Source organism: Ruthenibacterium intestinale, assembly GCF_040096265.1.
In the GTDB taxonomy this organism is placed as follows: domain Bacteria; phylum Bacillota; class Clostridia; order Oscillospirales; family Ruminococcaceae; genus Ruthenibacterium; species Ruthenibacterium komagatae.
In genome coordinates, this window is the sequence record NZ_JBBMFA010000101.1 from 36,488 (window position 1) to 48,242 (window position 11,755).

Below are 11,755 nucleotides of genomic sequence, written 5' to 3' on the forward strand. Positions count from 1 at the left end.
ATTGTACAGATGATGCGCTATGATAAAGCTGTCAGGAAAAGCTTACCATTTGGTTTTGGTTTCCACCACTTTGCCGGCAATGTAAAGGTGATCCAGGTCTTCTCCCATGATGATCTGCGGGGGGTAAGCGCTGTTGAAAGGCTGCAAAATCACAGTGTTTCCGCGGCGAATGTATTTTTTCAGAGTTCCTTCTCCTTCGCCGAATACAACAACACCCAAATCTCCGCTCTCCAGCGTCTGCTGGCGGCGCACCAGTGCAAGGTCGCCTTCAAAAATTCGCGGCTCCATGCTGTCACCCTTTACCAGCAGATAAAAATAATTCTGGGGATCCTTGACGCGGGCGTAATCTTCTCCGTAATCCTCTTCCAGAGCCAGGGCGCCGTAACCTGCGCGCACGGTTCCGATGATGGGAATGGGATATTCGCCGGCAGCCTGCCAGCCGCTGGTGTCGGAAACCGGCGTCCGGCCCAGTAAATAGTCGGTGCTCACATCAAAAAAGGCGGCGATGCGCGCCAGCATGGCGGGGTCGGGCGTGGAACGTCCGGTTTCCCATTTGCCGATGGCTTGCTGCGAAAGCCCCAGTTCGTTGGACAATGCCACCTGTGAAATGCCCCGAAGCTTGCGAAGCTCTTTCAAGCGCTGTGCAAACATGCACACAGCTCCTTTCTGGTCATTTTCTTGTTAATTTTATACTACTACTTTTCGTTGTCGAAGTAAAGAGAGTTTTCAAAATTAAAATAAAAAAAGTTGTAAAAAATATTGACAACAACTAAAAGTTGTATTATTGTAACGATAGGGAACGGAGGAATCGAAAAATGAAACAGGCATCCATTAGTTTGATCTTGAAAACGGTTATTGTTTTGCTGGGAGTATTTGCATTTTGCGGATTTGGCGCCTATGCGGACGGTGTGCTGAATCTTGCCATGCTGGCCACGCCTGGCTGTTTATTGATGGCCTGGGGGCTTTATCACTTGGACGAATCTTTCTTTGCGGCACGCCACAAACGCTATAAAGTCGTGGACAGAAACATTCGCATGGCGGCAGGCTCTTCCGGCCCCATGCGTGCGGCATAAAATGCGGTGGCAGACGCTTTTTGACAAGGTTAGCTGTTGACAAAAACGATTTTGTGTGGTATGATTCTAGAGCACTCAAGGCTAACGCCGCTGTGGAGAGGTGTCCGAGTGGTTTAAGGAGGCGGTCTTGAAAACCGTTGAACAGCAATGTTCCGTGGGTTCGAATCCCACCTTCTCCGCCACATTTCTCTCAGAGGTGCACAATAGAAGAAAGCGAAATACGCTACCATGGAGATGTACTCAAGTGGTGACGAGGCTCCCCTGCTAAGGGAGTAGGTCGGGAAACCGGCGCGAGAGTTCAAATCTCTCCATCTCCGCCATAACAGGAACATAAAAAAGATATGTTTCGCATAAACCCCGATTTTATCGGGGTTTTTTGCTGTCCGAACATCGGGATTTCAAGGCGCATATTTGCAGATATAAAACGGCTGTTTTTGCTTTGCGGATAGATTTGAACTCCCGTAACAACAGAATAACTACTTCAAACGGCAGACAAGTCGCTGAAAACTTGTCTGCCGTTTTTGCTTTTTACTGCCCGAAGTTTTGCAAAAGACTTCGGGCTTTTTTCATTGCGTAAACAACAAGGTTCCGGGGTACCCGCCCGCAATCTTTGATTGCGCAGGCGGGTCGGGTTCTTATTTCACGAAAAGGAGCTGACAAAATGTACTTTACCAATACCCCCGCCCTCAACAGTATGGAGGCGATCATGAAAAAACTGCCCTACGGCACACAGAAAGGCGGAGGTCGGTTTCGCAGATTGTATCAATACACCAAGAAAGACTGCGATTGCAGGCTTTGTCTCTACTACAGAAAAAAGAATGGATGCATCTTGACACTCTGTCCTGTGTTGGATATCCGGCTTGGATGCGGCGCAGCTTCTGTCGGTGATGCCGTGAAAGCCGTATTCAAAGACATCCAAAATACAGCATTCCAAAAACGCCTGTCCGAAATATACCGCCGAAAGGATGATGTGAAAATGACATTTCAAAACGACAGACATAAGCAGATTTTTGAAGCCGAGCGATTATCTATGCGAAAGCCCGGCAAAAAAGTTCTCGCTGTTTTGTATCTGCTGACCGCCGACCATACACTGTGGAGAAAAACAAAGCACCTGTTCTCCCCAAACGGCAGGGTCGATTTAAAAAGCGTTCGTCTCGGAGATGTACCGACAGACTGCTACGCCCTGTGGAAAGCGGTAAAAGAGCTGCAGACCGGTGAGAAACAAATAGCGCTGTGCGAACTGGCAGACAGCGGTATTATCTCCGATAATGCCTTTCGTCTGATCGTACAGGCGGTAACCATCGCCCGCTACGGCACTGCAATCTTAAATAATACGGAGGTACGATATGATTATGCCGATGCTTACCTCTATGGTGAGGGGGAAACAATTGATGCCTCCTATTCGGATATTCTGCAGCTTTCCTCACGGCTTAAATCCGGCAGCAGCTTCCTTGCAGATTACTGTGACAATATAGAGGAAGTGAATTTCAGCTTTACCTGGTCGCCGGAAGAATTATTTGGAATGGAGATGGAATGAGATGAACAAATTTGAAACAGAGCGGCGCTTTGCACAGCGTATGAAGGACAACTATCCGCCCGGCACAAGGATCATGCTTTTGCAGATGGGCGACGACCCCCGCCCCATCGAGCCTAACACGAGAGGTACGGTCAGGGCGGTGGATGATATGGGAACGCTGCACTGTGATTTTGATAACGGCAGACAGCTTGGCGTTGTCCCCGGCGAGGACAGTTTCCGCAGATTGACGGATCAGGAGCTTGCAGAAGAACAGGAAATAAGCGAAACGCAGGATTTCGGTATGAAAATGCAGTAAGGAAAGGATGATGTGAAGCCCAAGGATGCGATGTCCTATCCCGTCATGCACACCCCGGATAATCCGCAGAAATATCTGCGCCGAAGTTTTTACGGCGAATACAGTCAAAGCGGCGTGCCGTTTCTGGACTGGCGGTGCGACCTGCAGAGCGATCATCTCATTGTTTACGGTCACAACATGAAAAACGGCACGATGTTCTCATCACTTCGGAATTATACTGACCCGGCGTTCTGTGCCGCGCGTCCGGTTATAGAATTTCAAACAGCAGATGGTATGGAAAAATATATGGTCTTTGCCGTTGCCGCTGTTCAAAAAACCGATACTTGGTACAGCTTTATTCATGCGGCCGACAGCACGGATTTCACCGAACAAACCGCAGCGTTCCTGCAAAAATCGCTCTATGATACCGGCGTTACGCCTGTGTACGGTCAGCAGATCATCACCCTGTCCACCTGTTACGGTTCGGGAAAAAACGGCAGGCTGATTGTGGCAGCCGTAAAACTGTAACCTTTCATGGGCGATTCCCACTGTCTCATTGACAAAAGGGGTTAAAATAGGGTATAATAACAATCGATGAACGGAGGCGGTACGGATGCAGGACAATGAGCTTTTGAATCAAATAGCGGAATTGACAGCAAAAATCAACGATCTGCCGAAAGGATATATCTCAAAGAAACAAATCAACGGAAAGGTCTATTACTATCATCAATGGTCTCAAAGTGGCGTGAAGCAGAGCCGGTATCTGCACGATTCGGAAATCGAACCGCTTGCCGGACAGATAGAACAGCGCAAGGCGCTGCAGGCAAAGCTGCGCGCTTTGAAAGCAACATCTTCTGCTGTGAGCAAAAAACGGAATGAGGTGAACAGCTTGAAATGCACCCTGATGCATAAACGAATCCCAGTGGCGGAACTGGAACTGGATGACGCCACCGGCTTTATACAAAAAATCGGGACGGTCTATGCGCCGGAGCATCTGCCGGTCAGCATTCCGATAAGAAAAGGCGCTGCTGACCGAGCGGCGCTCAACGAGTGGTGGACAGACCGTTCCATCCCCGCCAGCCGTTCGGGTGTGCGCGAGGCGCTGGAGGCGCTGGAAATCAGCAGCACCAAAATGCTGCTGGTGCGCTGCTGGGGGCTGAGCCTGTCCGACCAGTATTGGATCTGTCCCGAAGGCTCCAACCTTACTTGGGACAGTATCAACTTTTTTGAGAATGATTTTTCAGACGATATCGGCGATGTCTTGTTCGGGGAAAATAAAAAGAAAGACGCGCTGGATTTCAGTTCCCCCGACAACACCTCGGACGGTAATCTGAAAAAGCGGTGGAAGATCATAGACGGTAAACGCTGCCTGATCAAAGGCGGCAGCAACCCGTTCCGACAGCAGCCTTTCAACGAGGTGATCGCATCCGGAATCATGGAACGGCTCGGTATCCCCCATGTGCCGTACACGGTCACCTGGAACAAGGGAGCGCCGTACAGCGTGTGCGAGGATTTCATTACCGAAAACACCGAGCTGATCCCGGCGTGGCGCATTCTCAAAACACAGAAAAAGGACAACAGCACCTCGGTGTATCAGCACTTTGTGAATTGCTGCGAGGCGCTCGGCATCAAAGACACCGTGCCGTATCTCGACCGAATGATCGTGCTGGACTATATCATCGCCAACGAAGACCGGCATTTCAACAATTTCGGCGTGATCCGCAATGCCGAAACATTGGAATGGCTCGGCTTTGCGCCCATCTATGACAGTGGCTCCTCCCTCGGCTACGACAAGGTGCCCGCGCAGATGCGCTCGGAAAAAGAGGTCGTCTGCAAGCCGTTTAAAAATCATCATGCGGAGCAGTTAAAGTTGGTATCTGACTTCAGTTGGATCGATTTTGACAGCCTGTCGGATATCGGGGAACTGATTGCCGACGCTTTGTCCGCGGACGGCGCGGAGGAATATATAGACGATACTCGTATCCGCGCAATCATCGGCGCAGCGCAGCGGCGGATCGAACAGCTTTCGCAGCTTGCCATATGTCATACGCCGGTACAGGAGATTTCCACAGAGGATGATGTAAAAGAAAACATTGCCGAGAGCTACGCTCCGAAAATGGAACTGTAAGTTCAAACCAGGAAAACCAATCAGTCGTTTTGCAGACAGCAAAGCGGCTGATTTTTTATGTCCTCCCTCTGTCTGCAAGACGACGGAAGGAGGAAAAATGTTCAAACGAAAGCCAAAGGTACTCACACCGGAGGAACAGGAAGAAATCCGTACAAAGGATTTTTTCGACATGATCCTGCCCGGCACAATCAAATTTCTTTCCGACCACTATATCGTAGGCGACAGCTATCGCTGTGTATGGGCGATCCGTGAGTACCCGCCCTCCACCGAGGAGCAGGCGATCCTTTCCCAGCTTGCCGACCGCAGCGGCGTGACCTTACGCATCTATCACAGGCTGGTCGAAAGCATGGAACAGAGGAAGATCATCCAGAACGCCACCCGCCGAAACAAGCTCAAAAGCGGCGGCACTGATGTAAACGAAACCATCGAAGCCGAGGGCAATCTCCAGGATGTGATCGAATTGCTGGCAAATCTCCGCAAGAACCGCGAGCCGCTTCTGCACTGCTCGGTGTTCATCGAATTAAAGGCGCGGAATATGGACGCGCTGAAAGAGCTGCAGAGCGAAATTGCAATGGAACTGACGCGCTCCAAAATTTCGGTAGACCGCCTGACCTTACGGCAGAAAGAAGGTTTCCTCTCTGTTCTGCCGGTGGGCACAAATCAGTTCGGTGCGCAGTATGAGCGTGTTCTGCCTGCAAGCTCGGCGGCAAATCTGTATCCCTTCAACTTCTCCGGCAAGACCGATCCGAAAGGAATATATATCGGTAGAGATAAGTTCGGGACGAACATTCTTGTGGACTTCGACCGCAGAGCTGAAGACAAGACCACAAGTAATATTCTCATTTTAGGCAACAGTGGTCAGGGCAAGAGCTATCTGTTAAAGCTGATCCTCACCAACCTTCGGGAATCCGGCAAGCAGCTTATCTGCCTTGATCCCGAAAGCGAGTACGAGGAACTCTGTTCGGCGCTGGGCGGCTGCTATATTGACTTTCTGTCCGGCGAGTACACCATTAACCCTCTGGAACCCAAAGCTTGGAATGACAGCACAGACGATGTTGATCCCGGTGCTCCCGCGGCGTTTAAAAAAGCGACAAGGCTTTCCCAGCACATCGCATTCCTAAAAGACTTTTTCAGAAGCTACAAGGATTTTTCGGATGCACAGATCGACACCATTGAAATCCTGCTCTCCAAGCTGTATGCCCGGTTCGGTATCACCGACAGCACCGACTACAGCGTAAAAAAGCCCTCGGATTTTCCCATTATGGAGGATTTCTACAAGCTGTGCGAGGAAGAATTCTACAGCTATGATACCCAAAAAGTGGTGGAATGATCCCGACCATCCGCTGTTCCAATACCGCAAAGCAAAAGAATATCTCGACAAGGACAGCCCTCTATACGATCCGGCTGAAGCGGTGCGGTGGCTTCTGCTCTCCGCTGAACAGGGATACGAATACGCGCAGTACCGTCTCGGAAAGCTGTATCTTTTGGGTGATGAAATAGAGCAGGATTTCCTGCAAGCGGAAGGATGGCTCGAACAAGCCTCCGATCAGGGAAATAGCTACGCAAAATACTCCCTTGCAAAAATGCATCTTGCCGGACTTGCCGTACAGAGCGATGAAGTGAAAGCAATCCGGCTCCTTCGGGAATCCGCAGATGACGGAAATCAGTGGGCGCAGTATTTGCTCGGTAAATTCTGTTTCCGAGGTGAGCATACCGAAAAGAATTTGCAGGAAGCAGAGCGATTGCTTACTGCCTCCGCCATGCAGAAAAACAGTCAGGCACAATATCTCCTTGCCAAACTGTATCTCTGTGAAGACGGGATTCCAAAGGATGCAGAGAAAGCATTACACTGGCTGTGGGAATCCGTAAAACAAAAAAATCAATACGCACAGTATCTGCTTGGAAAGATGCTGCTGTTCGGGAAAGAAACGGATCGGGATGTAGAAACCGGCATTGCTCTGCTGTCGGCATCCGCAGAACAAGGAAATGTGTATGCCGCAAGGCTGCTGCAAAGCTATTACAGCGGCAGGCTGAGAAATCCGTCTCTTGGCATGGCGGCTGTCCGTCTGCTCTCCCAGCTTGGCCGTATGTTTACGGATCGCCTCCGCAGAAACGAGGACGGTCAGCGGGCGGTTATTGAAAAGAAGCTGCGGCAGAAGATCGAGGAAAAGAAACAGGCGCACGGTATGAAAATGGGATGAGAAAAGCCTGCGGATTTTTCCGCAGGCTTTCAATATGCTCTTTCCATTTTGTTCGGCTGATTTAACATCCGATATTAAATCAGCCGAACGCGGCTGTACCGATCACTGCACGGGAATAACCGCGTTACGGGATTTCAGATAGATGTCAATATCGTTATTGATGTATTGATAGCCCGTTGTATGCAGCACATCATAAAATTCGCGCAGATAGTCGAACACACCGTAACGGCGGAAAAGCGCCTCAGTCTGTTTCCCTGTCAGCGATTTGTGGACTTTATAGTTTTCGATGCAGAATACGGCGAAAGCAGTTTCCTGACTCATACCGGCAGCCTCCTTACACATCGGGATAGCAAATACTTCCCGTTTGTTCTTCCTGTTCAAAAAGCGAATAAAGCATCTCCGTGCTGTACTGCCAGACCTTGGTCTCCTCCTGCTCCAGCGCCGCATAGAGCTTGGAGGCGTACAGCATGGCGATGGCTTCGTCTTCGGTGACTTGTTTCTTTTTTGCAATCATACTGATAAGATCGGCGCTGATATATGGCATGACAGCAAGGAATTGTTCCTTTCCCATCGTTATTCCTCCCGGATTTCTTTGGACTCAATAAATTTCACAAAGGCAAGAAGCTTTTCCGTATGGAATGTCCACTGATCCTGCAAGACCTCTGTTTTCAGCCGTTTTACCGTTTCCTCCGCGTCCAGAACGCCTGTTTCAAAAAGGCGGATAGAGCGGTAAACATTATCGTCTGCAACCGGTCCGATGTGCATATCCGCCGCTATATCGGTCATTTCGCCTCTGCGGTTTTTGACAACAAACTGCAGCCATTCCATATCGGCGTTCTGATAGCGGTGAATGACGACCCGGGATTTGGCCGCATCAAAATCAAACTCGTAGACGGAGACATACCCCACCGGTTTGTTTTCTCTACGCATCTTGATTCTTGCCCAGCGCTCCGCCTGCTGCAAGGACGTCGTGGTATAAAAACCCGTGCCGAAATCCAGAAAGCTTTCGCTGATGCGAATTTCCGGCTTTTCCACGGGAACGGTGCTTCCATGATAAAGGATCATGCGAGTCCCTCCAACATTTTATGAATAGTCTTCTGCTCCTGTTTCAGGGCAGACAGCATTTCTGCATAGTGTTTGCGAAGTGCGAGCTTGTCGCGGACAGCAGCAACGGTACCGGCATCCTTGCCGATGTATTTATCATGCAGCTTTCCGTTCTCCCGATATTTCAAATAATAATATTCTTTCCTGCGGCATACGAGTGATCCTTTAGGTAATTGTGCAAGTAAAGCTTCGTATTCACGGATCATCCGTTCATTTCGGAGAGCCTCGTTTTGTATCACAGAGCGTATCAACAAGTCTTTCACCTCGTTTGTATTATACCACACAATCACGAAAATATCAAGTGCGCAGTGTGGCAATGCGTAAAATGCAGTTTGAATCAGAAAGGAATTTTTATGGCAACACGATATATTCACTTTACAGAAGAACAAAAACAGGCAGCCCGGCAAATCGATATTGCCGGGCTGTTACATTCCCAAGGTGAAACATTAAAACGCTCCGGCAGCGAGTATGAGTGGCGGGACGGCTCTGCAAAGGTCACGGTACGCGGAAACCTATGGTATCACCAGTACGAAGAAGTCGGCGGCGACGCGATTGACTTTGTGCGGAGGTATTATAACAAATCCTACCCGGAAGCTGTGGAATACCTGCTGGGCGGGTGCAGCTGCACACTCGCAGTACGGGTATCGTTCAAAAAGTGGAAAACGGCAAAGTTTACACGGTCGAGGGCAACTCCGAGGCTTCTGTTTGTCAGAACAGCTATCCGGTAGATACTCGACTACGGTGCGCCTGTCTATTGATCAGAAGGTAAAAAACAAGCCGCTTGCTCAATGATGAGGTTCCGTAACGAAGGTTTTGAAAACAAGCGGTAAAGCCAATCGGTGCGGTTATATTGTAGAAAAATCTGAAACTGAAATTTAGAGGAAATTGCAATGAAATCATTATTTGAACAGATGGGCGGAACTTATATGCTGCAAGGCGATTACTATTTGCCGAATCTCACTTTACCTGCCGAAGAAAATAAGCCCATGGGATATTAGAGTAACGGCATTTACGGTATATCCGGCAGCATAGGAAAGTATTTTGCACGAATCTGCTCACAAGCGACAACCTGAACAGCTATCTTACGGATATCGACCAACAGGAGAAAAAATTTTTCACGGTCGGTAGAACAGATGACAGCGTATAAGGGCGTAACCGAGCAGATAAAGGCAGAAAGTCAGATAGAATGGTGGACAGGATGACTGCGCTGCGTGAAGCGGCGGTAGAAATCGTGAACGCAGAAGTGATTTTGCATAAATGAAAGCCAACATGAAAACTGCACAATGAAGCGTGTAACGCTTTTGAACGAAAAAACGAGAAAACGCCTTACCCCTCAAAGTTATGCTTTAGAAACGGAACTATCATTTAAAAAGTTCTCATGCGCTCTTCAAGAAAGCCGGAGATAATCATAGATTAATTCTACTGGTATTTTACTGATAATTAACTCCAGTTATATGGAAAACCAAATACATTAAATGTATAATAGGAATATGGAGTGGGTTGCCTATGCTTTTTGCCCTATATGATTTCGTGGCATATTGCCTGTATAGCATCAGCCGGTTTTCCGGAGGAAGCGTGTTGCTTTGCGCCGCTTTTTCCGAAAAACCGGCTGTTTTGTTATGCGGAGAATCAAACCCCTTGTAATTATCATAAAAAGGAGAAAACGCCATGCAAAAGACATATGTGCTGGATACCAACGTTTTGATTCAGGCCCCCTATGCTCTCCAATCCTTTGAGGACAACCATCTTGTCTTACCTCTTGCTGTCCTGGAAGAGCTGGACGGATTGAAAAATGCAGAGGGGGAAAGGGGCGCTAATGCGCGGCAGGCCATCCGGTATCTGGAATCGGTGCGCACGGCGGGAAACCTGCTGGAAGGCGTCTCCCTGCCGGGCGGCGGCACGCTGCGCCTGGAGGTTAACTGCGTGGACGTGAAGCTGCCGGAGGGCTTCCCGGAGCACAAAAACGACAACCGGATTTTAAAGGTCTGCCTTGGCCTGCAAAACGGGAAAACGCCGGTTATCCTGGTGACAAAGGACATTGTGGTGCGCGTCAAGGCGCAGATGCTGGGGATTCCCGCGGAGGATTTCACCACTGAGCAGGCGCCTGTCAGTGAGGAACAGTATACCGGACGATGCGAGGTCTTTGTAGCGGAAAAGAAATTCGAGGACTTTAAAAAGAAGCATATTGCGCCGGAAGATGTGTATCAGGCGGACGAATCCGGTGAAAAGCTTCCGGTGACGCTCGTGCCCAACCAGTTTGTCATCCTCAAAGCGGACCAATCCGCCAGGAAAACCCAGCTTGGCCGTTTTGACGGGAAGAAAATCGTACCGCTCGCTTTTCAGAAGAAAAAGCCCTACGGCGTTTCCCCAAGAAATGTGGGTCAAAAATTTTTACAGGAGGCCTTGATGGCCGATGCGGAAGAAGCGCCGCTGGTGATCGTAAAGGGGATGGCCGGCACAGCAAAAACCTTCTACACCTTGGCTGTCGGCCTGCACGCCATGCTGGAGCAGGAGGAACCGGATTACCGGCGCATTTTGATCAGCCGTCCCAACGCCCAGTTTGACGATGATATCGGGTTCCTCCCGGGGGACGAGTCGGAAAAGATCGCGCCGCTGCTCCGGCCGGTCGTCGACAATCTGGAGCTTTTGGTAGATCAGAACGAAAAGGAACGGTTTTCCGACGAACGCAGCCTTTCCGGAAAAGTGGAAGAGCTGTTCGACCGGGGTATTGTGGACGCCCAGGCCCTCAATTTCATCCGCGGCCGGTCGATTTCCAAAACCTATCTGGTCATTGACGAGGCGCAGAACCTGACACCCAAGCAGGCCAAGGGGATCATCACCCGCGCCGGGATGGGTACGAAAATCATCCTGCTGGGCGACCCGCAGCAGATCGACCATCCTCTTCTGGACGAACGCACCAACGGTTTGAGCTACGCAGCGGAAAAAATGAAGGGCAGCCCGCTGTGCTGGCAGGTCACCATGTCCGCCGAAGAGTGCGAGCGTTCCGCACTGGCTATGGATGCAGTTAAACGGATGTAATTGGATTGGATTTTATATATGCACAGGAAAGGTGATAGCGATATGAAACAAAACGGTTCCTTTCAGGAGACCATCGCACGGATAGGGCAAAAGCTCAGGAGCAGCCGGAAGCGGTATTTCGGCGTGCTGCTGATCCTGCTCGGTATCGTTTTGGGGATTGTTTCCAGGGCGGTGGGCGGTTCCCCGTTCCAGGATTTCGCCACCGGCATCCTCATGGGCCTCTCGGCCGGTGTCCTTCTCGTTGGGATCCTCGCCGTCCTGCTGTCCTTCATCCGGAGAAAGTAACCCTGATTTTGAAACGGTAAAAAATTTTTATAAATTGGAATTACGCAAATTTAATTTACTTTTTACGCAGCCATGATAGAGAGCTAACAGAACGTATGGTATATTGTAGACGCA

At 49.7% G+C, this 11,755-nt stretch carries 15 protein-coding genes and 2 tRNA genes; 12 read left to right on the forward strand and 5 right to left on the reverse strand.

What is annotated here, in order from left to right:
* Nucleotides 1–42: 42 nt before the first annotated feature.
* Complete coding sequence (locus WMO24_RS11375; protein WP_349216562.1) at nt 43–651, reverse strand: LexA family protein; 609 nt, start codon at nt 649–651, stop codon at nt 43–45.
* Between the two features lie 164 nt (nt 652–815).
* Here WMO24_RS11375 and WMO24_RS11380 point away from each other — a divergent pair, with 164 nt between their 5' ends.
* The 9 genes from WMO24_RS11380 (at nt 816) to WMO24_RS11420 (ending at nt 7,213) form a co-directional block, all read left to right on the forward strand.
* Nucleotides 816–1,073, forward strand: coding sequence for a hypothetical protein (locus tag WMO24_RS11380; protein WP_349216563.1), 258 nt, complete (start codon nt 816–818; stop codon nt 1,071–1,073).
* 94 nt (nt 1,074–1,167) lie between these two features.
* Nucleotides 1,168–1,255: transfer RNA gene (locus WMO24_RS11385), tRNA-Ser, on the forward strand.
* A gap of 48 nt (nt 1,256–1,303) precedes the next feature.
* Nucleotides 1,304–1,393, forward strand: a tRNA-Ser gene (locus tag WMO24_RS11390).
* Between the two features lie 290 nt (nt 1,394–1,683).
* Nucleotides 1,684–2,610: a hypothetical protein gene (locus WMO24_RS11395; RefSeq protein ID WP_349216564.1), complete on the forward strand. Its 927-nt coding sequence runs from the start codon at nt 1,684–1,686 to the stop codon at nt 2,608–2,610.
* A 1-nt stretch (nt 2,611) separates the two neighbouring features.
* Complete coding sequence (locus WMO24_RS11400) at nt 2,612–2,905, forward strand: DUF4314 domain-containing protein (protein WP_349216565.1); 294 nt, start codon at nt 2,612–2,614, stop codon at nt 2,903–2,905.
* Nucleotides 2,906–2,917: 12 nt separating this feature from the next.
* Nucleotides 2,918–3,412 (forward strand): class B sortase, encoded by a 495-nt coding sequence (locus WMO24_RS11405; protein WP_349216566.1) that lies wholly within the window; start codon nt 2,918–2,920, stop codon nt 3,410–3,412.
* Between the two features lie 85 nt (nt 3,413–3,497).
* Nucleotides 3,498–5,012, forward strand: coding sequence for a DUF6788 family protein (locus WMO24_RS11410; RefSeq protein WP_349216567.1), 1,515 nt, complete (start codon nt 3,498–3,500; stop codon nt 5,010–5,012).
* 97 nt (nt 5,013–5,109) lie between these two features.
* Complete coding sequence (locus tag WMO24_RS11415; protein WP_435413939.1) at nt 5,110–6,342, forward strand: VirB4 family type IV secretion system protein; 1,233 nt, start codon at nt 5,110–5,112, stop codon at nt 6,340–6,342.
* Nucleotides 6,317–7,213 (forward strand): tetratricopeptide repeat protein, encoded by an 897-nt coding sequence (locus tag WMO24_RS11420; RefSeq protein ID WP_349216568.1) that lies wholly within the window; start codon nt 6,317–6,319, stop codon nt 7,211–7,213. The genes WMO24_RS11415 and WMO24_RS11420 overlap by 26 nt, the downstream gene beginning before the upstream one ends.
* 102 nt (nt 7,214–7,315) lie before the next feature.
* Here WMO24_RS11420 and WMO24_RS11425 read toward each other — a convergent pair whose 3' ends face one another.
* The 4 genes from WMO24_RS11425 to WMO24_RS11440 are packed head-to-tail and all read right to left on the reverse strand — an operon-like array spanning nt 7,316 to nt 8,523.
* A complete protein-coding gene (locus WMO24_RS11425; RefSeq protein WP_349216569.1) occupies nt 7,316–7,534 on the reverse strand; it encodes a DUF3791 domain-containing protein in 219 nt (72 codons plus the stop codon).
* 13 nt (nt 7,535–7,547) lie between these two features.
* Complete coding sequence (locus tag WMO24_RS11430; protein ID WP_349216570.1) at nt 7,548–7,784, reverse strand: hypothetical protein; 237 nt, start codon at nt 7,782–7,784, stop codon at nt 7,548–7,550.
* A 2-nt stretch (nt 7,785–7,786) separates the two neighbouring features.
* Nucleotides 7,787–8,278 (reverse strand): DUF3990 domain-containing protein, encoded by a 492-nt coding sequence (locus WMO24_RS11435; protein ID WP_349216571.1) that lies wholly within the window; start codon nt 8,276–8,278, stop codon nt 7,787–7,789.
* On the reverse strand, nt 8,275–8,523 hold the full coding sequence (locus tag WMO24_RS11440; protein ID WP_349216572.1) for a DUF6788 family protein: 249 nt from the start codon (nt 8,521–8,523) through the stop codon (nt 8,275–8,277). Before WMO24_RS11440 ends, WMO24_RS11435 begins: the two co-directional genes overlap by 4 nt.
* A 147-nt stretch (nt 8,524–8,670) precedes the next feature.
* Here WMO24_RS11440 and WMO24_RS11445 point away from each other — a divergent pair, with 147 nt between their 5' ends.
* From WMO24_RS11445 to WMO24_RS11460, 3 genes are all read left to right on the forward strand, one after another.
* Nucleotides 8,671–9,045, forward strand: coding sequence for a hypothetical protein (locus WMO24_RS11445; RefSeq protein ID WP_349216573.1), 375 nt, complete (start codon nt 8,671–8,673; stop codon nt 9,043–9,045).
* 940 nt (nt 9,046–9,985) lie between these two features.
* On the forward strand, nt 9,986–11,356 hold the full coding sequence (locus WMO24_RS11455; RefSeq protein WP_349216574.1) for a PhoH family protein: 1,371 nt from the start codon (nt 9,986–9,988) through the stop codon (nt 11,354–11,356).
* Nucleotides 11,357–11,398: 42 nt separating this feature from the next.
* Nucleotides 11,399–11,641 (forward strand): hypothetical protein, encoded by a 243-nt coding sequence (locus tag WMO24_RS11460; RefSeq protein WP_349216575.1) that lies wholly within the window; start codon nt 11,399–11,401, stop codon nt 11,639–11,641.
* Nucleotides 11,642–11,755: the final 114 nt, after the last annotated feature.